The 25878-nt window shown below is 45.4% G+C and carries 19 protein-coding genes; 4 read left to right on the plus strand and 15 right to left on the minus strand.

Annotation, left to right across the window (positions count from 1 at the left end):
• Positions 1 to 116 precede the first annotated feature (116 nt).
• On the plus strand, positions 117 to 2042 hold the full coding sequence (gene dhaR, locus EX191_RS14100) for a dihydroxyacetone kinase operon transcriptional regulator DhaR (RefSeq protein WP_193447932.1): 1926 nt from the start codon (positions 117 to 119) through the stop codon (positions 2040 to 2042).
• 78 nt (positions 2043 to 2120) lie between these two features.
• Here dhaR and ptsP read toward each other — a convergent pair whose 3' ends face one another.
• The 3 genes from ptsP to dhaK are packed head-to-tail and all read right to left on the minus strand — an operon-like array spanning position 2121 to position 6231.
• Positions 2121 to 4520 carry a phosphoenolpyruvate--protein phosphotransferase gene (gene ptsP, locus EX191_RS14105; RefSeq protein ID WP_193447933.1) on the minus strand — a complete coding sequence of 800 codons (2400 nt, stop codon included), beginning with the start codon at positions 4518 to 4520 and terminating at the stop codon, positions 2121 to 2123.
• A 1-nt stretch (position 4521) separates the two neighbouring features.
• On the minus strand, positions 4522 to 5157 hold the full coding sequence (gene dhaL, locus EX191_RS14110; RefSeq protein ID WP_005379705.1) for a dihydroxyacetone kinase subunit DhaL: 636 nt from the start codon (positions 5155 to 5157) through the stop codon (positions 4522 to 4524).
• Positions 5158 to 5172: 15 nt separating this feature from the next.
• On the minus strand, positions 5173 to 6231 hold the full coding sequence (dhaK, locus tag EX191_RS14115) for a dihydroxyacetone kinase subunit DhaK (protein ID WP_005383055.1): 1059 nt from the start codon (positions 6229 to 6231) through the stop codon (positions 5173 to 5175).
• Positions 6232 to 6584: 353 nt separating this feature from the next.
• Between dhaK and EX191_RS14120 the strand changes: the two genes are divergently transcribed.
• A complete protein-coding gene (locus tag EX191_RS14120) occupies positions 6585 to 7667 on the plus strand; it encodes a glycerol dehydrogenase (protein ID WP_193447934.1) in 1083 nt (360 codons plus the stop codon).
• Between the two features lie 53 nt (positions 7668 to 7720).
• Here EX191_RS14120 and EX191_RS14125 read toward each other — a convergent pair whose 3' ends face one another.
• From EX191_RS14125 to EX191_RS14145, 5 genes are all read right to left on the minus strand, one after another.
• Positions 7721 to 9106 carry a heavy metal sensor histidine kinase gene (locus EX191_RS14125; RefSeq protein ID WP_193447935.1) on the minus strand — a complete coding sequence of 462 codons (1386 nt, stop codon included), beginning with the start codon at positions 9104 to 9106 and terminating at the stop codon, positions 7721 to 7723.
• On the minus strand, positions 9099 to 9791 hold the full coding sequence (locus tag EX191_RS14130; protein WP_005487426.1) for a heavy metal response regulator transcription factor: 693 nt from the start codon (positions 9789 to 9791) through the stop codon (positions 9099 to 9101). Before EX191_RS14130 ends, EX191_RS14125 begins: the two co-directional genes overlap by 8 nt.
• 102 nt (positions 9792 to 9893) lie before the next feature.
• Positions 9894 to 10271, minus strand: coding sequence for a DUF3316 domain-containing protein (locus EX191_RS14135; RefSeq protein ID WP_193447936.1), 378 nt, complete (start codon positions 10269 to 10271; stop codon positions 9894 to 9896).
• Positions 10272 to 10475: 204 nt separating this feature from the next.
• On the minus strand, positions 10476 to 12308 hold the full coding sequence (gene glmS, locus EX191_RS14140; RefSeq protein WP_005392238.1) for a glutamine--fructose-6-phosphate transaminase (isomerizing): 1833 nt from the start codon (positions 12306 to 12308) through the stop codon (positions 10476 to 10478).
• Positions 12309 to 12422: 114 nt separating this feature from the next.
• The gene (locus EX191_RS14145; protein WP_005392240.1) at positions 12423 to 13184 is read right to left on the minus strand and encodes a DeoR/GlpR family DNA-binding transcription regulator; all 762 of its coding nucleotides are present in this window, start codon (positions 13182 to 13184) and stop codon (positions 12423 to 12425) included.
• Positions 13185 to 13617: 433 nt separating this feature from the next.
• Between EX191_RS14145 and pykF the strand changes: the two genes are divergently transcribed.
• Both pykF and EX191_RS14155 read left to right on the plus strand, forming a co-directional pair.
• Positions 13618 to 15030 (plus strand): pyruvate kinase PykF, encoded by a 1413-nt coding sequence (gene pykF, locus EX191_RS14150; protein WP_005392243.1) that lies wholly within the window; start codon positions 13618 to 13620, stop codon positions 15028 to 15030.
• Between the two features lie 157 nt (positions 15031 to 15187).
• On the plus strand, positions 15188 to 15874 hold the full coding sequence (locus EX191_RS14155; RefSeq protein ID WP_006742739.1) for a GntR family transcriptional regulator: 687 nt from the start codon (positions 15188 to 15190) through the stop codon (positions 15872 to 15874).
• A gap of 64 nt (positions 15875 to 15938) precedes the next feature.
• On the opposite strand, the gene EX191_RS14160 is transcribed toward EX191_RS14155, so the two are convergent.
• The 7 genes from EX191_RS14160 to EX191_RS14190 form a co-directional block, all read right to left on the minus strand.
• Positions 15939 to 17819 (minus strand): sensor domain-containing diguanylate cyclase, encoded by a 1881-nt coding sequence (locus EX191_RS14160; protein ID WP_005392251.1) that lies wholly within the window; start codon positions 17817 to 17819, stop codon positions 15939 to 15941.
• A 109-nt stretch (positions 17820 to 17928) separates the two neighbouring features.
• Positions 17929 to 18423 carry an acetolactate synthase small subunit gene (gene ilvN / locus EX191_RS14165; protein ID WP_005392253.1) on the minus strand — a complete coding sequence of 165 codons (495 nt, stop codon included), beginning with the start codon at positions 18421 to 18423 and terminating at the stop codon, positions 17929 to 17931.
• Between the two features lies 1 nt (position 18424).
• Positions 18425 to 20149: an acetolactate synthase 3 large subunit gene (locus EX191_RS14170; RefSeq protein ID WP_193447937.1), complete on the minus strand. Its 1725-nt coding sequence runs from the start codon at positions 20147 to 20149 to the stop codon at positions 18425 to 18427.
• Between the two features lie 449 nt (positions 20150 to 20598).
• Positions 20599 to 22407: an AMP-dependent synthetase/ligase gene (locus EX191_RS14175; protein ID WP_046874025.1), complete on the minus strand. Its 1809-nt coding sequence runs from the start codon at positions 22405 to 22407 to the stop codon at positions 20599 to 20601.
• A gap of 294 nt (positions 22408 to 22701) precedes the next feature.
• On the minus strand, positions 22702 to 23661 hold the full coding sequence (gene calR, locus EX191_RS14180; protein ID WP_005379693.1) for a LysR family transcriptional regulator CalR: 960 nt from the start codon (positions 23659 to 23661) through the stop codon (positions 22702 to 22704).
• 556 nt (positions 23662 to 24217) lie between these two features.
• The gene (locus tag EX191_RS14185; RefSeq protein WP_193447938.1) at positions 24218 to 25264 is read right to left on the minus strand and encodes an MJ1255/VC2487 family glycosyltransferase; all 1047 of its coding nucleotides are present in this window, start codon (positions 25262 to 25264) and stop codon (positions 24218 to 24220) included.
• Between the two features lie 3 nt (positions 25265 to 25267).
• Positions 25268 to 25816, minus strand: a complete 549-nt coding sequence (locus tag EX191_RS14190; RefSeq protein ID WP_005379690.1) for a phosphatase PAP2 family protein — start codon at positions 25814 to 25816, stop codon at positions 25268 to 25270.
• Positions 25817 to 25878 lie beyond the last annotated feature (62 nt).

Below are 25878 nucleotides of genomic sequence, written 5' to 3' on the forward strand. Positions count from 1 at the left end.
AGCCTCTTTTCTTTACGTATCCTTTCTGTATAACGTGCGTGAAAGCCATCACAGTCCATATTCGTATGTCTCTGTAATATCGGACCAATCTATCGCTGGTATTGAAACGGTATGGCATGCTTTCAATCGAAGACACTAAAACCAAATGGGCGTTTTTCCAGAAACACCATTGGGTATCTCCAGAATTTTCCCGCACTCCCGTACTTGAGTCGTGGGAGCGTTGCATAAAGCAATGCAGCCCTTATACCTGGTCAAAACCACATATTGCCTCTGGCTTTACCTTCTCATCTCTGATGAAACGCAACGAGCACCTCATCGAATGCGCCACTACCGTACTTGAAGACACTTACGACATGCTAGGAGACGAAGACCTGCTATTGATGGTGACTGACGGCAACGGCTGCGTTCTATCTGTTGTGGGACATGACTCAATGCAACAAGAGATGCAGGCGCTCGGTATTAAACAAGGCTGCTTTCTGTCTGAAGGGAAAATTGGCACAAATGCGGTCAATCTCTGTATTAGTACTCATATCCCGTGTGAAGTGTTCGCAGCAGAACATTTCAATCGCCACTTACATCCTTATGCCTCTGTAGCAGCGCCTGTTTTCGACCAGTTTGGCAAGTTACGCGGCACAACATGCCTTCTCAAAAAAGCAGAGAGCTATAAGAAAGAAAACTTGGTCATCATCGCGTCGAGCGCGAAAGAAGTCAGTTTGCAAATCCATATTCAGTCGGAACAAGAAAACATTAACCGCCTCACTTGTGCGCACAACGCAACACTAGAATGCATGGATGACGGCCTTCTGGCCTGGGATGAAGAAAGCCGTATCACCATGGTAAATCATCAATCAGAGCGCTTGTTAAACATCGAAGCCAGTCAGGTCTTGGATAAAGAAGTCTTTTCTGTTTTACGTTTCCCGCCGAATGTCCTCAATAGTCTTGAGTCGGGTGCAAGCATCAACCGCAAGCTCACAACGGTAGAGGTTCGTGGCGAGTTTGTTGAAGCGATCATTACCTTGCGTCCACTCAACGACGGCACGCACTTATTGTTTTTGCACCCCATCGATAAAATTCGCGAACTTGCTCAACAACAAATAGGTGGCAGTGCGCGCTATACATTCAGCACTTTGCCTGTCATTTCACGAAAAATGAAGCATGTCATTACCGTGGCAAAACGGGCCATAAAGTCCAAATCACCGATTCTAATTACAGGTGAAGAAGGTGTAGGAAAAACCACTCTCGCCATGGCGATTCATAACGAAAGCACCTACAAAGAAGGGCCGTTCATTACGCTCAACTGCCGCTCCATCAATACAGAGCAACTGGTCAAAGAAACCCTGGGATACGACGAGGGGCAAGGCATGCCCTCTAAGTTTGAACTCGCCCATGGCGGTACACTCTTTTTGGAAAAGGTGGAATATCTGTCGCCCGATTTACAAGCCGTGCTACTTAAGTTGTTAAAAACTGGACTCGTCAGCCGCAGCGACAGTTTGCGATTAATCCCCGTAGACTTTCAACTTATTACGAGCACCGCTTCAGAGATCAGCGAGTATGTCACTCAGCGCTCATTTGGTCGGCAACTTTATTATGAAATCTCCTCGAACGAGCTGCATATTCCACCACTACGAAAGCGTAAAGAAGACATTGAATTTCTCGTCCAGCAACTTATCAGCCATTATGAACGCCGCCACAATGTGACGATCTCGATAGAGCCAGTCGCACTGGAAGCGTTGATGAATTTTCGTTGGTCAGGCAACAACTCTGAATTAAGAAATCGAACTGAGCGAATTTTGCTGAACCGCAGTTCCAACTTAATCAAGCTGAACGATATTCCTGAAGACATTAAACTGAATTCTCGCCATACCGCAGAAAATACGCCAGTAATCACGTTAGAAGAAGCCGAGAGAAGAGCGATTGTTCAGGCTTGGAATCAGTGTGATGGCAAAATGCATGATATGGCGAAAGCATTGCAAATTGGCCGCACGACCTTATGGAGAAAAATTAATAAGTTTGGGCTGCAGGAGCAAATGAAGCTGTATTAAGCCAAGAAGTGGCGTTCCTACAAAAGTAAAACCGGCGTAAGCACGCCGGTATACGTGTACTAACGATAAAGGTATCGATTAAACATCGACAGACAACTGACGAATCTGCGCTTTTAGTCCCGGCAACAAACTCGCACTGGCGCTGAATTTTCGTAACCCAACACGAAGCAATGTTTCTGTGGCATTTGGATCGCCTGCCATCTCACCACACATACTGACCGGTATGCCCGCGCGATCGCCTGCTGCACAAGTGAGTTCAATGGCTTTTAGTACCGATGGTTCAAAGTAGTTCACCAATTCAGCAACGGCAGCGTTGCCTCGATCGGCGGCCATAACATATTGAGTCAAATCATTGGTGCCAATAGAGAAAAAGTCGACTTCTTGTGCTAACGCATCAGCATTCAACACCGCGGCTGGTACCTCAATCATAATACCGACAGGCAAATGAGTCGCATCCAAGCCGAGTTGGGTTGCTTGATGCGCCAACAGCGCTTTTACTTTTCTCACTTCTTCAACCTGGGCCACCATCGGTATCATCAATTGAATATTCGGTTGCTCGTGAAAGGCTCTCAGAATGGCTCGAAGTTGGGCGGTAAACAATGATTCATGTTGAAGGCACAACCGCACCCCTCTCAGACCTAAAAATGGATTATCTTCCGCTGGCATAGGATAAGCGGCTAAAGGCTTATCACCGCCAACATCTAGACTACGAATCGCAAGTGGCTTATCGCCAAGTGCGGCAGCAATATCACGATACACTTGATATTGCGCTTCCTCAGTCGGCAACTCATCACTGTTTTGAAATAGAAACTCAGTCCGGAATAGACCAACGCCCTCAGCTCCTGATGTTAGTGCATCATCAATATCTTTCGGTCCACCAATATTGGCGAATACTGGAATATGGACACCATCACAGGTGACTGCGGCTTGCTGAGCACTCGCTAGTGCACTTTGTCGGGAGGTTTGCCACTCAATTTGTTGCGCTTCTAATTCCTGCTGTACGGAATCCGAAGGAGAGAACCATAAATGTCCTCGGAAACCATCAATAGTCACCACTTGACCAGCACGCACAGCATCAAGGCAGCCCGGAGCTTTAACGATGGCAGGAATCCCCATCGCACGAGCAAGAATCGCACTGTGAGAGGTTTTCCCTCCTTCACTCAAACAGATACCAAGCACTTTCGATTTATCAAGCCCGGCCACATCAGAAGGCATCAGGTCACGGGCCAACAAAATACTCGGTTCCTGAATGTCGATGGCATTAGGCGTTAAGCCTGTCATTTCGACCATAACTTGGCGTGCGATATCATGCACATCTGCTTCGCGTTCCCGCATGTACTGGCTTTCAGCCTGGCGAAACTCGTCGGCCAACGTTTGCAGTGATTCTACCCAAGCTTGCTCGGCTATCATGCCCGTTTGAATTCGCGACTCGACCGATGCCCATAATTCTGGGTCACTGAGCATCATGCTATGAGCGGAAAATATTTCCCCTTTCGGCAGCTTCGCTTGCTCCTGCAAATGTTGAACAACCACGCCTATCGCACGCTTAACCCTTTCAATTTCATCTTGTTCACTTTGGAAATCACGTTCAGGCACTGCTGGCATTTCATGAGTAAAAAGGACAGCTGGAGCAGTTGCGATACCGTCATTGACTCGAATACCAACAACAGCACCTTCAATCTGACTTGAGGCGATATCATCGAACAGAGTATCCGTGCTCTCTTCAGGCTCGATAATGCCTTGCTCAACCGCCTCTTTTTCTCCGAAGTGCTCATGAGCTAAGGCTTCAAATGCCTGAATTGCTTCACTAGATTGAGCTCCGAGTGCGCACAGCGTGATCGTCTCTTGGCTACGAACGCCAAGTTTAGCAATGCTGTTTAAGCTTTTCGCGTTCACACGGCGCTCGCCTTTTTTCAACCATAATTGGCAGTCAAAAGGCGCGAGTGCACCAACAATGGCCGCTGCGGGACGAGCATGTAATCCATGCGGATTTTGCACTACCCAATCAAATGTCCGCTCGTGTTCAAAGTTCTCTAATACTGGCGCTATCTCAGCGGATGTTAGTGGCTGATCGCCAAGGTGCTCTCGTTTTACGCTTAACGCATTCTGTGCCTCTTCGACTACCGTCGATAAAGGTAGTCCAGCGGCAGCAGCCACCGACGCCGCCATGGTCCCTTCAACAATGGGGGCCGAGATAAGGGTGACATTTTCCCTCACGTGATCATCAATCAGATCCAGAGCCATTTCCGTGCTAAGCAGGGCGCTGCCAAGATCCATCAACACAACAACCCCTTGTTGATCATGTACCTGCTCAATCGCTTCCATCACGGCAATGGCATCGGTTCCGATCGGGTTCTCTGGATCATCAATCCCAGCCGCAATCGCCAGCTTGGCTTTGCCTTGCGTCATTTGGGTGGCAAGTTCGGCCACCCCTTCCGCAAGGCGACGACTATGAGATACAACTACAATTCCCACCATCTTAATTACCTGCTATTGCCTGCTGTAGTGCTTTAATCATTAACAAAGAAGAGGTTGCGCCGGGGTCTTGGTGACCAATACTGCGCTCACCTAAATAGCTGGCTCGCCCTTTTTTCGCCAACATTTCAATCGTGGCAACCGCGTTCGTTTCTGCTAGCTCAACCATTTCATTCAATAAATGGTCAGCGCTCATGCCATTTTCTAACGACGCCTTCACGCTAACTAAAACGGGTAACCAAACATCACACATGGTTTTATCACCCAGTTCCGCTTTACCACGAGACACCACACCATCCACACCGCTTTTTAGTGCATCCACTAACTCTTCAAACGTTAATTGCTCTCGAGTTCCGACAGCGGCAGCCGTGCGAATAAACAGCGTGCCATAAAGCGGGCCACTTGCCCCACCGACACTAGAAAGCAAGGTCATGCCCGTATTCTTGAGAATGCTGCCGATATTTTGGTCCGCAAATTGCGGCAGTTTTTCCGCGACTTTTTTAAAGCCTCGGTTCATATTGAGACCATGGTCTGCGTCACCAATATCACGATCAAGGTCGGTCAGAAAATCTTGATTCTCTTGATACGTTTTTGCACATAGCTCTAACCAGTGAACGATATGTTGTTTTTCAATTTGCATGTTTGCTCCCCCCTGTTACCACTTGATCGCGGCCGTATCGACAGGAGCATCAAACAGCTCCAACATCTCTTTATCTGCTTTCAGCAACGTAATTGAAACGCCTTCCATATCGAGTGACGTACAGAAGTTACCAACCATATTACGCACGATACGGAACCCTGCTTGCTCACAGTTATGAGCAAGACGGCGGTACACTCCGTAAAGCTCTGAAGTTGGCGTACCGCCCATACCATTCACCATCACAATGTAGTCGTGTTCAGCAGCAAAAGGCTCAATGCTGGATTCCACTTCATCCCATTCACCTTCGTCACGATTCCAAATACGCAAAGTGCGCTGATAAGGTGTGTTTTCAGCAACTTCAGCAAACATTTCATCCACTAGCGTATCGACGTCGGTGTATTTCACTCGCTTGATACCTGGTTCACCATGGATACCAACACCAAACTCCACTTCATCATCTTCCAGAACAAAAGATGGTTTACCCGCCGCTGGCACAACACAAGCATTAAGCGCCACGCCAAATGAACGACAGTGATTATTAACGCGACGAGCCAGTGCTTCACATTGCTCCAACGAATAGCCTTTGTTCGCGGCAGCCCCAACTAACTTCTCAACCAATACCGTTCCAGCAACGCCACGGCGACCAGCGGTATACAGGCTGTCTTTGACTGCCACATCGTCATCCACTAACACCGACCCAACTTTGATGCCATCGGTATGAAGGAGCTCCACGGCCGTTTCAAAGTTCAACACGTCGCCGGTGTAGTTTTTAATGATAAACAGCACGCCTTCACCAGTATTCACTTGGTTACCACATTCGTACATTTGATCAGGCGTAGGTGAAGTAAATACCTCACCAGGGCAGGCGCCTGTCAGCATGCCTTTACCAATAAAACCTGCGTGCAAAGGTTCATGACCACAGCCACCACCAGAAACCAATGCCACTTGCCCCGGCGTTTCCTCATGCCACATGTAACGAGGTTCGTAGTTAGCTTTGAGCTCAGGGCGGGACAATGCCAGGCCTTCCATTTGCTGCAATACAACATCATCGACTTGGTTAATTAACTTTTTCATCGTTCTATCTCATTCCATTTATATTTTTATGTAGGGTATGAATTCATCTTAAACAGAGAAAAAACGTGCTCAACAAAAATCAATCCGTTTCATATTGAAACAACGACTTCGGTATTTTCGTTTCAATATGAAACGAAAAACGACGAATTTGCTTGAATAGTGATCGGCGCCATAAAGCATACTAATGCTTATTACTTCTGACAGTCGGTTTGACACCGAGGTCATAAAAGCATGGAACAAAACCAGAGATATCCTTCACCACTTACCTCACCAAACCTAATATAAACCTTATCCCTACAATGGATATTCATTGCAGTCCAAAACACACATAAAAAAGGTTAAAGGTTTGAATTATGGACAAAATTATTATCAGCCCAAGCAAATACGTCCAAGGTGAACAAGTACTTACATCTATCGCTCACTATGTGAAAACATTAGGTGAACGTCCGTTAGTCATTGCCGATGAGTTCGTGACTAACCTGGTTGGTGATGACGTCAAACAAAGCTTTGCTGACGAAAAGCTTCCACTCACTATGAACATTTTTGGTGGCGAATGTTCGCGCGTTGAGATTGAACGCATCACGGACATTTGTGCCACTCAAAAACACGATGTCATTGTCGGTATTGGTGGCGGTAAAACGTTAGATACAGCAAAGGCCGTTGCGTTTTACACCAAAATTCCTGTCGTGGTGGTTCCTACGATTGCCTCGACGGATGCGCCAACCTCTGCTCTTGCGGTGATATACACACCAGAAGGTGAATTTGCGGAATACTTGATGATCCCTAAAAACCCAGACATGGTCATCATGGATACATCAGTCATCGCAAAAGCCCCAGTTCGCCTACTGGTATCGGGGATGGGCGATGCACTCTCCACCTACTTTGAAGCTCGTGCCAACATGACCTCTGGTAAGGCAACAATGGCCGGTGGTTTAGCGACGCGTTCAGCGCAAGCTCTTGCGAAACTTTGCTATGAAACCTTGCTTGAAGATGGTGTAAAAGCAAAAGCTGCGGTAGAAAATGGTGTGAGCACCAAAGCGGTAGAAAACATTATTGAAGCCAATACATACCTAAGCGGTATCGGTTTTGAAAGCAGTGGCCTAGCAGGCGCTCACGCTATTCATAACGGCCTAACTAAGCTCGAAGAGTGTCACCATCTCTATCATGGTGAGAAAGTCGCGTTCGGCACGCTTGTTCAATTGGTGTTAGAAAACGCAGCGATGGAAGAGATTAATGCGGTTCTCGCCTTCTGTCGATCTGTAGGTCTACCAACCAACTTATTTGATATGGGCGTTAAAGAGCTTAATCACGCTAAGTTGCGCGAGGTCGCCGAAGCTTCAACGGCCGAGGGAGAAACCATCCACAATATGCCATTCCCAGTGACGGCAGAAAATGTCTACTCTGCAATTCTAACCGCTCATCAACTGGGTCAATAACCCAAATAACTTCAAACAAGTTTGAGTCCCAAAGGCAAGCCTTAGCTTGCCTTTTATGCTTCAACTGACTTATCACTTCCATTGACACCTGCCGATGGCAACATCATAACAAACTGCGTCTTTTCTTTATCTGATGTTACTTTTATCTGTCCTTCATACGCTTGCACGATAGATTGGGTAATCGACAAACCTAGCCCTGCACCGACGCTGCCTACATGTTGGCGAGACTTATCTGCGCGATAAAAACGGTCGAAAAGGTACGGTAAGTTTTGCTCTGCAATGGTGTCACCTTGGTTGCTGACCGATATCGTCACCCATTCATCAACCACTTGAACGTCAATCACAATGGTTGAATCAGAATACGCATGGCGAATCGCGTTGGAGAGCAAATTGCCCACCGCACGCTCAAACATGTTTTTGTCCATATAGAGCTGACCGTCGCCTGAGCTCACGATTCGCACCTCGGCATCTTCGGCCAATATTTCAAAATACGCGACCAAACGGTCGATTTCCTCCTGCACCGCAAACACTTCGTCATGGCGATGAATGAGCTTGTTTTCGGCCTTGGCAATGTAGAGCAAATCGTTGATGGTTTTCGTGATGCGGTTGAGTTCTTCCAACGTTGAGGCAATCGCATCCTGATACTCTTCAGGCGTTCGACACGCACCTAAAATGACCTGATTTTGCGTGGTAATGTTGGTGAGTGGCGTTTTTAACTCATGTGCTATATCAGAAGAAAACTCGCTCAAGCGGCGAAAACCAGTTTGCAACCTATCGAGCATCGCGTTGTGTTTGTTGGCTAACTCGCGCAGTTCTATTGGCAACGAATCGGGGTCGAGACGAATGCCCATTTGCTCTGGTGATATCTGTTGAATGTGCTGATTCAATCCCACAATCGGCTTCAACCCACGTTTTACCATCCAACCGCTCAACGCAGAAGAGATCACAAACGCCAAACCGAGCGCCCAAAACAAAATCCAGTCGAGCTTATCCAAAAACAAAATATGGTGATTGATACTCATGCCGAGCACCACCTGATACTCCCCAGCTTGAAACACAAACGCGCGAATATTCAGCGAGTCCTCACTCCATTCGATGGCGCGCTCGTGATTTAAGACCTGAGGAGAGCTAATGCTGTAGGCTCGGTTCTGAGGAATCGTCAGGCTCGAATTCTGATACACGTTCTGCTTGCCTTCAAACACCCACATGTAGAGCGTGCTGTTATTCGCTTGCTTGAACACATCCTCTGGCGAGTGTTTTAACGCTTTCTCAATGGCATTGAACTTACTGGAAATATAGCTGAAATCTTGCGAATAAAAGTGGCGCTCAATGGCGTACTGTAGGATGAAAGCCAAAGAAAAATAGGTCACGAACGTCATGCTAACAAACATCAGCACGAGTTTATTTTTCATGGAAAAAGGGAGCGAGAACTTAGGCATCACGACTCTCTTCGAGTTTGTAGCCCATCCCTCTGACAGTGTGAATCAGTGGTTTATCGAACGGTTTGTCCACTTTGCTACGCAGACGTTTGACCGCCACATCAATCACATTGGTATCGCTGTCAAAGTTCATATCCCACACTAACGACGCAATGGTGGTACGTGAAAGCACTTGGCCAGTTTTGCGCATCAACAACTCAAGCAGGGCATATTCTTTGGCGGTAAGCGACATCGACTGCCCCGCGCGCGTGGCAACGCGTTTGATCATATCAAGTTCTAAATCTGCCACACGTAATGTTTGCGGCGATGCGACCACTTGCGCGGCAATATGATGACGAAATACGTTTTGAACACGCGCCAGTAGCTCCGCAAACGCGTAAGGTTTTACGACATAGTCATTGGCACCCAGCTCAAAACCGCGCACGCGATCTTCCACTTGCTCCTTCGCTGTCAGCATGATCACTGGGGTGTGAATCCCGCTACTGCGCAATGTATTAAGCACCTGCCAACCATCGAGTTTAGGCAACATAATGTCGAGGAGGATTAAGTCATATTCTTCACTGGTAGCGTGATACAGCCCATCGACCCCATCATGCACTAAATCCACCACATACCCAGATTCAATCAAACCTTTTTGCAGATATTCTCCGGCTTTGTGCTCATCTTCGACGATCAATATTTTCAACTTTACTTACCTAGTGTGTTAGCGGGAGGATGAGAACCCAGTATAAAGCTCGAAAAAGAGCATGATGTGAACCACACCATACTCTTCCCCATTGGCAAACCATTATCGATTGTTATCGCGTTCGGCATAATGCACTTTGACATTCACTTTGCCCAAATATTCCAACTGACCATCTTCATTCATGCGTTCTTGCACGGTCACGAAGCCACCATCTTTTAAATGCGTACTGCGAGACTTCACATTAAACGTCAGGATATTGAGCTCTTTATTCAGTTCACGAGCCGTCATGGTTTTAAGTGAATTGAGTTCAGACAGTGCCTGTTGATAAGCCTCATCTGACGTTGCTGTCGGCGTAACTGAGATGGTTTTCATCTCTTCGTGGCTCACGTAGTTGCCACCAGTGAAAAGTGGTTGAGCGAATGCAGATGCGCTAGTCATTGCCATTACCGTTACAAAAAGAACAGTTTTGATTGCGTTCATGTTGTTAACCTTTGAGTGCTTGTTTTCAATGAGGTCATTATTGAACACCGCCTCTGACACCACCCTTTCAACAAAATGACATTTTTGTCATGAAAGCAACCTACTGGCGAAGGCTCTTGAGCATTCCATCACGCTTAGAATAAGACAAAAAAAAGCGGCACATACTCTCGCATGTGCCGCTTGGGATTTTTGCTGTTAGCGTAATTACTCAACCGTTACCGCTTTCGCTAGGTTACGTGGTTGGTCTACGTCCGTACCTTTGATCAGCGCTACGTAGTATGACAGCAACTGCATTGGGATGGTGTAGTAGATCGCCGCCGTGATTTCACTAACGTGAGGCATCGTGATGATCTTCATTGTTTCATCGCCTTCGAAGCCTGCGTCTGCATCTGCGAATACGTATAGAAGGCCGCCACGTGCACGTACTTCTTCAACGTTTGATTTTAGCTTTTCAAGTAGGTCGTTACTTGGTGCAACCACAACAACAGGCATGTCAGCATCAATCAGCGCTAGAGGACCATGTTTCAGTTCACCCGCCGCGTAAGCTTCTGCGTGGATGTAAGAGATCTCTTTCAATTTTAGAGACGCTTCCATCGCGATTGGGTAGAATTCACCACGACCTAGGAACAGTGTGTGGTGCTTGTCTGCGAAATCCGTCGCTAGTGCTTCAATGTCTTTCTCGAAAGAAAGTGCCGCATTGATTTGCTTAGGAAGTGCGTGTAGCGCTTCAACAATCTCTTTTTCTTTCTCTTTGCTGACGCGGCCTTGCTCTTTACCTAACGCCGTAACCAGCATCAATAGTGCAGAAAGCTGAGTCGTGAACGCTTTGGTTGAAGCGACACCGATTTCAACACCAGCGCGAGTCATGAATGCAAAATCTGACTCACGAACCAAAGAAGAACCTGCTACGTTACAAATAGTCATCGCCGCCATGTAACCTTTTTCTTTCGCAAGACGAAGTGCTGCTAGCGTATCGGCGGTTTCACCAGACTGAGACAACGTGATCAATAGGCTGTTTGGACGCGTCACAAACTTGCGGTAACGGAACTCAGAGGCGATTTCTACGTCACAGCTCACGCCAGCAATGTCTTCAAACCAGTAACGCGCTGTCATACCTGCGTTGTAAGACGTACCACACGCAACGATTTGTACGTGTTCTACTTTGCTTAGAATGTCAGCCGCATGCACACCGATCGCATCAGTTACAACAGAGTCTGCCGTGATACGGCCTTCCATTGTGTTGATCAACGCTTTAGGTTGCTCATAGATTTCTTTTTGCATGAAGTGGCGGTATTGGCCTTTATCGCCAGCATCATGTTCTGCGTTAGATTCTACGATTTCACGCTCAACCAGCTCGCCCGTTGCGTCAAAGACAGTAACTTCACGGCGAGTGATTTCTGCCACATCACCTTCTTCTAGGTACATGAAACGGCGCGTTACATTCAGTAGCGCAAGTTGGTCAGAAGCCAGGAAGTTTTCACCCACACCAAAACCAATTACGATCGGGCTGCCTGAACGTGCAACTACGATGCGTGAAGGATCTTTGCGATCCAACGCTACCGTGCCGTATGCGCCTTCAAGTTGTTTTGCTGTTTTTTGTACTGCTTCTAGTAACGTTTCTGAAGTGCGAAGTTCCCACTCAACCATGTGTGCGATAACTTCTGTATCCGTTTGAGATTCAAACACGTAACCACGAGATTGAAGCAATTCACGAAGCTCTTCGTGGTTTTCGATAATACCGTTATGTACAACAGCAATATCGCCGGACATATGTGGGTGTGCATTAACTTCAGATGGTTCACCGTGCGTCGCCCAGCGAGTGTGTGCAATACCCGTTCCGCCGATCACTTTTGCTTCTTCTACTGCATCAGCCAGTTCTTGCACTTTACCCAAGCGACGAACGCGCGTTAGGTTTGACTCGCCATCAACAACAGCAACGCCAGCAGAGTCGTAACCGCGGTACTCTAAGCGGCGTAGACCTTCAACCAAAATTTCTGCAACATCTCGTTGTGCTACTGCACCTACGATTCCACACATGTGTTTATCTCCGTTTGTAGTTTTGTTCTTCCCTAGCCATGTTTCAGATAGAGGCAGCAAGCAAAGGCCTGTATTCAGAGGGAAGTGAAATATGAAACTGATTACATTATTAGATTAGGCGCAAATAACTTTCACGCCATGTTGTTCAATCTGTATTTTGTGTTCTTGCTGAATATCAGCATCCGTCACTAGCACATCAATTTGATGCCAAGCGAGCTCTAAATTCGGGATCTTACGACCGATTTTTTCCGATTCGATCATGACGATCACTTCGCGCGACACTTCCGCCATCACCTTACTCAAACCAACCAATTCATTAAACGTTGTGGTGCCGCGTTCGAGATCGATGCCATCCGCACCGATAAATAGCTGGTCAAAATCGTAAGCTCGTAATACAGATTCGGCTACTTTGCCTTGAAAAGATTCTGAGTGCGTATCCCAAGTCCCGCCAGTCATCAGCAGTGTTGGTTCGCTCTCTAATTCATTAAGGGCGTTAGCAACATGCAACGAGTTGGTCATGACAACTAAGCCACGTTTGTCATTCAACTGTTGAATCAACGCAGCCGTAGTACTGCCACTGTCGATCACTATGCGATTATGGTCTCGAATCAGTGATGCCGCTGCTTTTGCCAAGTTTAGCTTTCGAGTCGAAACATTAGCGCTCAATTCTTCGTGAATGACTTCGGTTGGGATAGCAATCGCACCGCCGTAGCGGCGTAGAAGTTGGCCATTTTTCTCTAAAGAAGCTAAATCCTTTCTAATCGTGACCTCTGAGGTTTCGAATTTCTGAGCGAGTTCGTCAACGCTGACTTCTCCTAGCTCAGAAACCAAGTTAGAAATGGCGTGTCTTCTTAGTTGAGTGTTTCGTTTCGACATTTACGTTTTGAACTTAAGTTTCGATGTGAAACTTATTATAGTCAAACCGAAACTTTTAAGTCCATTTATTTCGATCCAAAAAATTAATATTTCTCGATAAAACCTTGTCCTAAGACAATTCTTAAACAGTGATATTGGATTCATTCAGTGGTAGAATTCGCCACCGAAAAGAAAAAAAATTACAGAATTGAAGGCTATTTTTTTGCAACTTTCTGCATATAAAGTGGGATTAGTCACAAAAAGGTAACCAAAATCGCCGATCTTTTAGTCATAAAATGACTAAACTTGGTGAAAGACTTTCAGAATCTGAAGTACTGATAATGAGGCGAAAAATCGGTGGGTGACAGGCACTAAATGTCATCAATAACGCCCTAACTTCAGAGTAAACAACCGACTTTCAAATTGTAACTATACTTACCGGAGAGTATCTTCCATGAAAAAGACCAAAATCGTATGTACGATTGGCCCTAAAACTGAATCTGTAGAGAAGCTAACTGAGCTAGTGAACGCAGGCATGAACGTAATGCGTCTTAACTTCTCTCACGGTGACTACGAAGAACACGGCACTCGTATCGCGAACTTCCGTAAAGTAATGGAAGCTACTGGCAAACCACTAGCAATTCTTCTAGATACTAAAGGTCCAGAAATCCGCACTATTAAGCTAGAAGGCGGTAACGACGTTGATCTAGTAGCTGGTCAAGAATTCACTTTCACAACTGACACTTCAGTTGTAGGTAACAAAGATAAAGTTGCAGTAACTTACGCAGGTTTCGCAGCAGACCTAAACGTAGGTAACACTATCCTAGTCGACGACGGTCTAATCGAGATGGAAGTTATCTCTAAGACTGAAACAGAAGTTAAATGTAAAGTACTTAACAACGGTGCACTAGGCGAGAACAAAGGTGTGAACCTTCCTGGCGTTTCTGTAAACCTACCTGCTCTATCTGAAAAAGATAAGAACGACCTTAAGTTCGGTTGTGAGCAAGGCGTTGACTTCGTAGCAGCTTCTTTCATCCGTAAAGCTTCTGACGTTCAAGAAATCCGTGAAGTTCTAGCGGCAAACGGCGGCGAGAACATCCACATCATCTCTAAGATCGAAAACCAAGAAGGTGTTGATAACTTCGACGAGATCCTAGAGCTTTCTGACGGCATCATGGTTGCTCGTGGTGACCTAGGTGTTGAAATCCCAGCTGAAGAAGTAATCTTCGCTCAGAAAATGATGATCGAGAAGTGTAACCGTGCACGTAAGATGGTTATCACTGCAACTCAAATGCTTGATTCTATGATCAACAACCCACGTCCTACTCGTGCGGAAGCAGGCGACGTTGCTAACGCAGTAATGGACGGTACTGACGCAGTAATGCTTTCTGGTGAAACAGCGAAAGGTAAGTACCCAGTTGAAGCGGTAACTATCATGGCTCAAATCGCGAACCGAACTGATTCAGCGCTAAAAGCTGAGCTAGGTTCTCGTCTAGACAGCCCACGTCTACGCATCACTGAAGCAGTATGTAAAGGCGCAGTAGACACAGCTGAGAAACTGGCTGCTCCACTTATCGTTGTTGCAACTGAAGGTGGTAAATCTGCACGTTCAGTACGTAAATACTTCCCAACTGCAAACATCCTAGCACTAACAACAAACAAGAAAACAGCAGCACAACTTGTTCTAACTAAAGGTGTGACGCCAGTTGTTGTTGATTCTATCGAAAGCACTGACGCATTCTACGTAGCAGGTAAAGAGCTTGCTCTAGAATCTGGTCTAGGTAACAAAGGCGACATCGTAGTGATGGTTTCTGGTGCTCTAGTCGCTTCAGGTACTACGAACACAGCTTCTGTACACGTACTATAAGACTGAACTTCTCATACTTCAGTTGATTGATAAAGAGGGCTTATGCCCTCTTTTTTTATATGGCTTTCTTGCTCTAATAATAGCCTAACTGTATCATTCACCATGCGCAGAATTGCGTACTGTTTAATTTTGTCGTCACGATTAAAATTTCTATGAGGTGTATGTGTCCAGTCCCACTCTTACCGACAAAGTATCAAAAATGATCCGTCAGGATATTCTCGATGGCGTGCTTAAACCGGGTCAAAAACTCGTGGTTGCGGAACTCAAAGAGAAGTACAACGTAGGAGCGTCACCCATTCGCGAAGCTTTGGTGCAGTTATCGTGGAGCAAATACGTCAAACTCGAGCCGCAAAAAGGCTGCTGGGTTGCACCTGTATGTAAAGATGAGTTGAATGACTTGTACGAGAGCCTACAAATGGTCTCTGCATGCCTACTAAATAAAGCAATTGTGATTGGCGATGAAAATTGGGAACTGGACGTCCTAACCGCTTATCACAAGTTATCCCGCTCTAAATCTGGCGAAAGCTTTTGCTGGAAGGAATGGGAAGAACGCCATAATCAGTTTCTTACTGCGCTGTTTGAAGGCGCTGGCTCTGCCAATATGTTTGGTTTTTTCCGCGATCTACTCACGCAAATTAAGCGTTACCAATATTTTGCTATGCAAATGTTAGGTACTGGAAACCCAGGGCACTGTAATATCGATGAACAAGAAATGCTGATGAAGACGTCGTTAGATAAAAAGAGCCAGGATGCTTTAGGTTATCTAGAGCGTTATTTGAGACAGTCAATGCAGTGTATCGAAGCGGCCATCGACAACCAATATCGCATACTGGCTAGCGAATAACGCTGAGGCTAAAATAAGCATAAAAATCGGGGTCCATCCCCGATTTTTTGTTTTTGAAAAAGAGCTAAGCAATATCATCGAAACTATGGCATAGCGATACGCAGTTACGCCCTGCACTTTTGGATTCATACAAGGCAATATCAGCACATTTATAAGTACGCGTGCGATCGGAGGTTAAATCACTATACCCGGCGCTAACGGTAATCGCTCTATCACTGCGCAGTTGAACCGCCACACGTAACCGGTTCAATACAACTTCTGCTTCTTCGAGTGTGGTATGCGGCATGATCACCGCAAATTCCTCACCACCGACACGAGACACAAAGTCAGTACTGCGCACCTCTTTAAGAAGAGTCTCAGCGACACTGCAAATCACTTTGTCCCCTTCATCGTGCCCAAGTTCATCGTTAATGCGCTTAAAGTGGTCAATATCAAACAACGCCAAACACGCTGGGGGACTGTCAGGATAACGCTCAATAATCCCGGCGTATTGCGCTAATTGCTCTTCAAATTTTCGGCGGTTCCACAAGCCCGTCAAACCATCTTTTTCACTGAGGTTGCGTAGCTTTTCTTCCAGCTCTTTTTGCTCGGAAATATCCACCAGCGACGTGATGTAATAGCTCACTTTACCTGACTTGGTTAAGTTTGCCTGAATGCGCATAATGGCGGTAAATACGTGATTAAACTTGGTTCGACAACGAACCTCACCTTCCCAAACGTGCTCGTTCGCAAGCTTATTCCAAATATTGAGGGTCGACTCGAGATCTTCCGGTAAGAAAATTAGATTATGCGCATTCCAGCCTTGAGTATGCTTGGTGGAATAGCCCATCATGTTTTCAAATTCTTGGTTCACCATAATGATTCGATGCGACGCATCTGAGATCATCACCGCAGTCATGCCATCAAGTGCAGCCCGAGCTAACTTCGATTCCATACTATGACGTCGATAGTGCAGGGCTAGCGCGGTCGTTGGTAAAGTAAAACCAAACACCAAACTTAATACAAAAAACGCTTCTTGGATTAAGTCATCAATATCTCGCTGAGATCGAGATAGTAATTGCTCATTCGTGAGATCAATCACCAGATGAAGTGGTTCACTAGAAACAAATTGGATCGTGCTATACGCAATCAAATTCGAGCCGTTGTACTCATAGCCCGAAACTTCTGAGATCATCGTGCGCCAAATGTTGGGGTACATCCGGCCAAAATTAAATTGAGAACGAGCTGGGATAATATTGCCGTACAAGCGTGATGACTTAGGACTCGCGATATAAAAACCATCACTTTTAATTAACTCAATATGAAAATCCCGCACCGGTGAGTAGTTGAGTCGAGAAGATAAATACTCAATATCAACATTAAGAACAAGATACCCTTCGCGTTTCCCATTGAGAGAAATCGGCATCAGAATACGCAATGAAGGGCTATAAGGGTAAACAAGCTCACCATTTTCTCGCTCCAGCTCAATCCCCCACGATGCAATTTCATCATTACCTAAACCTTGCGCGTAATGAAAATAATCCCGCTCTGACTTGTCATGTAATTTGAGGGCGGGTGCAGCGATACCCGTTTTGAAATCGTAATTAATCCGTGCTTTTTCCTGACCGGTAATATCAAGAAAACGAATTTGTTTATATAGCTTTTGGTTGATCGCAACCGAGATCCACATATCTTCTAAGATAGAAAGGTTGACTCGGTTCGGCTGACGTAGATAGTCGTAAAGACTTTGGCTGTGACCGAGAAGATCGCTGATCGTCTCAATTTGATCCTGAATATTGTTGTATTCGCGACCAGTATAAGCTAGTTGGTGTAATGCTTCTTGAGCGGTATTCTCAACGTTACTCTCTAATAACGTCAGATATTTCTGATAATAGTAAACTGCAGTGAGCGCACTAAAAAATAGTGCTGTCGCCAACAATGTGCCGACTCGCTTAGGTATTTTCACGCGTCTACTGCCTATAATGCTTACTAAAACGACAATTATATCATTAATTGTTATTTTCTAAACAAAAAGCCACTTAGATTAAGTGGCTTTTCTATATGCGATTAGACAATTACGGTTTGAGTGCGCGCTCACCTCGGGCAATGCCCACTACCCCACTACGAGCAACTTCGACGACTTCAGTTACTTCAGATATCGCTTGAATGAAGGCATCCAACTTTTCACTCGTGCCCGCAAGTTGTACCGTGTATTGAGCTGCAGTGACATCCACGATCTGGCCACGGAAGATGTCCGCTGTCCGTTTCACTTCTGCTCGTGCAAAACCGCTGGCTTTCACTTTCACCATCATCAGTTCACGTTCGATGTGTTCATACTCGGTGACTTCTTGTACTTTCAACACATCGATCAATTTGTGTAACTGCTTCTGAATTTGCTCCAACTGCATCTCATCAGACGTCGTGGTAATGTTCATTCGCGACAGCGTTTCATCATCTGTCGGTGATACCGTCAAAGATTCAATGTTGTAACCACGTTGAGAGAACAAGCCAACAACACGAGACAACGCACCCGGTTGGTTTTCCAATAGCAATGAAATAATGTGTCTCATATTAAGTTCTCTCCGTTTTGCTTAGCCACATTTTATCCATACCCTCACCTTTGATTTGCATCGGGTATACGTGTTCGGTTTCGTCTACGTTGATGTCCACAAACACCAGACGATCTTTCATATCCAACGCTTTTTGTAGCCCTTCTTCGAGCTGATCAGGCGTTTCGATACGAATACCGACGTGACCATAAGCTTCTGCAATCGCTGCAAAATCAGGAACAGAACTCATGTAAGAATTAGAGTGACGACCTTGATAAATAATGTCTTGCCACTGTTTTACCATGCCTAAGAAGCGGTTGTTTAGGTTGATGATCTTCACTGGAATGTCGTATTGCATGGCTGTCGAAAGCTCTTGGATATTCATTTGAATACTGCCATCGCCCGTAACAACCACGACTTCTTCTTGTGGCATGGCAAACTTAACACCCATACCAGCCGGAAGGCCAAATCCCATAGTGCCCAATCCACCCGAGTTGATCCAACGGCGTGGTTTGTTAAATGGGTAGTAAAGTGCTGCAAACATCTGGTGCTGACCCACATCAGAAGCAACATACGCATCACCATTGGTCAGCTTGTGCAAGGTTTCAATCACTTGCTGTGGCTTAATTCGCTCTGGTGACTTCTCATAAGCCAAACAGTTGCGGTCACGCCACACTTGAATGTCATCCCACCATGCGGTGACAGCATCTTCATCGTTCCCACCTTCTTGCTCTGCCAGCAGGCCAAGCATGGTTGTAAGCACTTTTTCCGCAGAGCCGACGATAGGTAAATCCACCTTCACGTTTTTCGAGATCGATGATGGATCGATATCAATATGCATGACTTTTGCGTTTGGGCAGTATTTTTCAAGGTTGTTCGTCGTGCGATCATCAAAACGCACACCGATACCAAAAATGAGATCCGCTTCATGCATCGCCATATTGGCTTCGTAAGTACCGTGCATACCCAGCATGCCCAGTGAGTTTTTGTGCGTTCCAGGGAATGCGCCTAGTCCCATCAACGTACTGACTACTGGAAGGTTCAGCTTGTCGGAGAGCTCTAAAATATGTTCATGAGCGCCAGAAATCACAGCACCACCACCGATATAAAGCACTGGCTTTTTCGCTTCTAATAGCGATTTAAGGGCTTTTTTAATCTGGCCTTTATGACCCGACGTCGTCGGCTTGTAAGAACGCATTGAAAGCGTTTCTGGGTATTGGTAAGGCAGTTTGATTTGCGGATTCATTACATCTTTCGGCAAGTCAATAACTACTGGACCAGGTCGACCTGTGGTCGCGATATAAAACGCTTTCTTGATCGTTTCAGGAATATCTTCCGCTTTTTTCACTAAAAAGCTGTGTTTGACCACTGGGCGAGAGACACCAACGATGTCACATTCTTGGAAAGCATCATTACCAATTAGGCTATTAGGTACGTTACCCGAAATAACGATCATTGGGATGGAGTCCATATAAGCCGTGGCAATACCAGTAATGGTATTGGTCGCGCCCGGACCTGAACATACCAGTACGACACCCGGTTTACCGGTAGCGCGAGCGTAACCATCTGCCATATGAGTGGCGGCTTGCTCATGCCTTACAAGTACGTGTTTGATTTGATCGGTTTTGGCATGCAGTGCATCGTAGATATCCAAAACGGAGCCACCTGGGTAGCCAAAGATCTGCTCTACGTGCTCTTCTATCAGAGATTGAACCACCATCTCTGCGCCTGACAACATTGCTGTCATAATTGCTCTCCTTAGCCAGTTTCCTCACCGTAAGGTCAACGGATTGGTCTGGTTTTACATAGTCTAGGTCTTATTCGTAGCCTAATCGAAATACTTCCACGTTTTCGGCTATGTCTTGCGTTCGTCATAACATCCCGCAAGGTTACCCAACAAATGTAACGTTTTATTATCAACGGGTCTAATGAGAGATTGGTCTACTTTTTAAACAAGATGCTAGTAATTAGAATGTTAGTAGGAATAGCAGCCACACATACCTTATTTCACAGTACAACCTAAAAATTTAACGTTCAAAAAAAGAACATTATTTCAGAACCTTTTAAGTATAGGGTGCTAAATAGCTGTATTTGGTGAGCAAAATAGAAAGAATCAACACAAACAAAAATCCCCAGTAATGCGCAATATCATCACTGGGGATTTTTTCATCAATATAAAATCTAAGTCAGCTTAAGTTACTTTTTCTCTGACTTTTCCTTATACATTTCTTCAATTTCATCTTGGTATTTGTCATTGATGACTTTACGACGCAGTTTTTGAGTTGGCGTTAACTCACCATCATCCATAGAGAAAGCTCTTGGTAACAGTTTAAACTTCTTCACCTGTTCAAACTTTGCCAACTCTTTTTGGAGATCGTTAACACGCTTCTCAAGCATTTCGACCACTTGGTGATGCTTAATCAATTCAACGCGATCGTGATACTTGATATTCAGCTCTTTCGCATACTCTTCAAGAGAATCAAAACACGGCACAATCAGCGCCGAGACAAACTTACGCGTGTCCGCGATAACCGCGATTTGCTCGATGAAGTGGTCTTTACCAATCGCACCTTCAATCATTTGCGGAGCGATGTATTTACCGCCAGAGGTTTTCATCAATTCTTTGATACGATCAGTAATGAACAAATTGCCATTTTCATCAATGTAACCCGCATCGCCAGTTTTTAGGAAACCGTGCTCATCAAAGGTCTTTTCGGTCTCTTCTGGCATTTTGTAATAGCCACGCATCACCATTGGACCACGCACCAGAATCTCGTTGTTCTCACCGATCTTCACTTGCGCGCCAGGCATCGACATACCAATAGAGTCTGGGTTAAAGCACTTATCATCCCAACACGATACTGTCGCCGTGGTTTCAGTCATGCCGTAACCTAACTTCACATTGATACCAATCGCGTGGAAGAATCGGCCTATGGTTTCATCTAACTTTGCACCGCCACACGGCATAAAGTTGATTTGTCCACCAAGTAACGCTCGCAGCTTGCTCAGAACCAATTTATCCGCCAGGGCATATGACTTGCGCAGCATGAGCGATGGCTGACGTTTTTCTTGATGACAAGCGGCCATTTTTGCGCCCATGTTCACAGCCCAAGTAAACATGATCTTGCGATGAATTGGCGCGCGAGACACTTTCTCGTGAATCGCAGAGAAGATCTTCTCATAGAAACGCGGCACGGCACACATCACGGTAGGTTGCACTTGGCTCAGTGCATCACGTACCTGCATGGTGTCTTGCAAATAGCAGTTGGTCGCCCCTTTGTACAACACATAAAAGGTCCAAGCGCGTTCAAATACGTGTGACAGCGGAAGGAAACACAATGACACATCACTTTGAGAAAGGCTCAAACGTTGATCGTGCCCTTCCAATTGCGCCGCAATGTTTGCGTAGTCCAACATGACACCCTTTGGTTGGCCTGTTGTGCCCGAGGTGTAGATCAGCGTAAGTAGATCATCTTCCTTTGCTTGCTCTAAACGTGCGTCTAATTCAACTTGGTATGTGGTATCGCCTTTGGCGACAAATGCTTGCCAAGAGATAACGAAATCATGCTCGCCAAGTTCGATATCATCAGACATGGCAACAATGAGCTCTAACTGCTCGCACTGGTCGAAAATGCTCACTGCTGCGTCAAATTGTGGCTGCTCACCAACAAACAGCACTTTGACGTCTGCGTTGTCAATGATGTACGCCGACTGAGCGGCGGTATTGGTTGGGTAAATAGGTACTGTTACGCCGCGTAGTTGTAGCGCTGCAATATCAGCAATCGTCCATTGCGGCATGTTGTTCGAGAAAATGCCGATTTTATCTTGGACTCCTAATCCCTGAGCCAAAAGTGCAAGTGATAAAGCATCAACTTGCTGACCAAATTGCGTCCACGTAATACCTTGCCATTCCTCACCCACTTTATGCTTGAGTGCAACGCGTGTACCACCGTTCGCAATTTGTTCACGAATACGTTTAACGATATGAAAATCTAACTTGGCCATTCTTTTACTTACCTTTTGGCTTACAGGCGTAAGCTAATTGAGCGAACAAGTGTACTCACGGCTTGCTAAAACGCAACTGACCAGTATCAAACTTATCACTAATAAGAGACAACTATCACTTATACGTCGCGAACATACCCAAAACTGCTGAATGATTACTCTATTTAACTTACTGTTTCGATTGTTGATTGCTAAAACAAAAAGCCCCGAGAGACAAAAATCTCTCGGGGACCAATGAATTGTAAAAATTGATGATTACCAATATGGTCTTAACCGATAAGACCAAACGTCATCTTATTTTGCGGCAACCACTTCACCACAAGTGATCATCAGTTGATCGCGCAGCCAAATGTGGCCTTTATCTTTTTCACTTGATTCATGCCAGCTTAAGAAGCCGCTGATTTCCTTGTTTGCAAATGGGAAGTCTAGAATTTGCAGCTGATCGCTGTTTACCGCATTTTCGGCCATCCAACGTGGCGCGATAGTCACAAGCTCAGATTGACCTACCACATATAGTAGGTTGCTTAGACTAGAGCCTTCGTACGCGGCTTGGCAATCCAGTTCACGATATGCTTGTTCTGAGAAGCTGCGTTGACCGTGCACTTTCGATAACTTCGCATGTTTTTCGTTAAGCAGTTGCTCGGCCGTTACACCACCTTGAATGCGTGGGTGTGTTTTTGACGCGATAACCACTAATTCATCTTTGAAGATTTCAGTACTTGAGAAACCTTGCTCATCAAAGCGAGCATAATCGATCACGAAATCAATTTCTTGATAGCGCATACGCTCAGACAACAGACGGTCAAATTCTGCATCTAGGTGAAGCTGAACGTTTGGTGCTTGTTGATTCACTTTTGCCATGATCTTCGGAGCAAAACGCATGTCACAAGGACTGCAAATCGCCAGCTTAAATAAGCGAGTCGAAGATTCTGGTTGGAATACGGAGCTAGGAAGTTCATTACGAATCAGCTGTAATGCTTGGCGAATTGGACCAAACAATTGACGAGCACGTTGCGTTGGCTGAATACCACGGCCCTGACGCATAAACAGCTCGTCGTTAAACATCACTTTTAGGCGTGCCACGGCATTACTTACTGCCGGCTGAGACATGCCTAAGTTATGTGCTGCACGAGTAATATTTTGCTCTTGCATCACAGCATCAAATACAGTCAGTAGGTTTAAATCTACACCACGCAAAGTGCTTTCCATACGGTAGCTAGCAATTGCGCTCATCGCATCTTTCTTCTCTAACATTGAGTGCGCCTCTTTTGTAATCGTCAACTTTGTTCATTAAATTCATAACGAATAGAATCCCATCTCGCACAAAAGACGGCGGCTGGATTCGAATCATTTTACGAATAGATAACCTAACTTTTTATTATATTTGCTGTCCGGATACTTCCGGCTCGAACTGTACTATCAACTAATCGATTGCGGTTTCGCAACTAGATTGATATTTAATCAGTAAATTTTAGCCGATTAGGTATTTACCCTTTAAATAACAACAACTTGATAAAAACATAAAAAACTATAAAACACGTAAAAGCGCATTCTTTGAGGAAGTATTTAGCAAATTGATGAGACGGATGGTCACCACATGCATGCATTTACCTCAGTTATTGGTCGAGAGCAAACCAACAAATGACGACTATATCTCTGAGTGAAATTTGCACTTATCAGTCAAATTATCAGCAAATACACATTGAATAGAAATGAAAGAGAAAGAATAAAAATGCAGCCTTCTAGATTGAAAGGCTGCAACAAAATCGTGTCAAAAATAGGAAGGAACAATGTACTTAGAACAACGTACTTAAATGTTCGACACGTAACTTGGGAAATCAACTTGCTCCCACAACTGTTTGGATAACTCCGCTTGTGAATCCCACGCGCCTTGCAATACCCAATGGACAATGGCCTGAGCAACATCTGGGTATTTCACACTTTCGGCTTGTTGCTCCTTTAGCCACTGGCGTACTGCGGAAATGTCTAAGTTCTCCATCGACATCGCAAGTCCTAAGTCTTCTAAGGTCGCGACATTGCTTTGTTGCTCAAACTGACCTGCGAGTGGCTTAAGCAATAATTTTTTTCCTAGAGACAGAGCTTCCGAAGGGAGCTCGAATCCACCATTGGCAATGACACCACTACAGCGATGTAAATGATGCTGAAAGTTGCTGTGGCATAAAGGGCGTAATTCTATGTTTTCCACTTGCTCACATTCGATCACATCGGGGTGATAACAGATAAACGCTTGTTGATTAAAGTGGAACAATAAATCAAAGATGTCTTCAATCGATTCGAACGGTAGATACACCAAAACAAAATCGTCATTTTCCGCTTGGCTATCGACGGTATGCACTATCGGTGGTAGCAAAGGTTGATCAAAATGATGCCAATGCAAACCAAGGTGGTGTTGAGAAGGCGCAAAGTATTCAATGACGGATTTGTCTAACCAACTCGCTCCCTTTAACGGCACTGGATAACGGAAAGCATTTTGATGACTGATACCAATCGACGGCTTATTTTGTTGTTTTGCCGCCCATGCCGTAACAGGCTCGAAATCATTGAGCACAAGATCATAGGACGACAAATCAAGCTGTTTAACTTCTTTGCAAAATTGCACTAAATTGTTACTCAATGCTGTTTTCGCATAGTTCACTGAACCTTTTTCAGTGATAAAGGTGAAGCCTCGGCGAGTCTGATAATCGCCAAACGCTTCCATTGAAAAGTACTTTTCAGGCGCTCGTCCAGAAAACAAAAAATCGACCTCAACATCGTGCTCTTTAAACGCATGACTCATCGCCCTCGCACGCGCAATATGTCCGTTTCCTGTACCTTGAACACCGTATAAGATTTTCATCAATTAGCCTCCCAGCATCGCAATCGCTAAGCCACCACAAAGGCTACCTAGCAGTGCACCAATGATGACATCGGTAAAAAAGTGCACCCCCAATAAGATTCGCGCAGTTCCGATTAAACTTGCCCAAAAGAATGCAGCAACGCCTAGGCTCGGATAGAAATGATCAATCAGCGTCGCCATGACAAACGCAGCGGCGGTATGTCCTGAAGGAAGACTGTAGCGATCAGAGGGGGTAATAAAAGCAGGAAGGAGTGCACTGAGTTCTTCAGGGCGACGACGCTTAAAACTGTTTTTCAGCGTCCAATAAATTGGCAACTCGATGGCAAAAGCAAGTAAACCCGCCAGTAAAAACCAAACTCCCTGCTCTTTATCTAAATACCAAGCTAATAAACCTAGCACCAAGTACAGATGTCCGTCACCACTGTGGGAGACTCCTTTACTGATGTTGGCAACTTGCTGATTAAAACGGTGCTTAAGACAAACACTAGAGAGCGCTAAATCAAACTTAGCAATGGTTGCAATTGGCTGTGTAATTGTCTCTATGGTTCGCATGTGGCCTTTCCTTACTTTGACAACGCCGTTGTGTGAAAAGTAGGAGGTTTAGGTGACAACTG

Source organism: Vibrio chemaguriensis (assembly GCF_012275705.1).
GTDB lineage: Bacteria > Pseudomonadota > Gammaproteobacteria > Enterobacterales > Vibrionaceae > Vibrio > Vibrio diabolicus.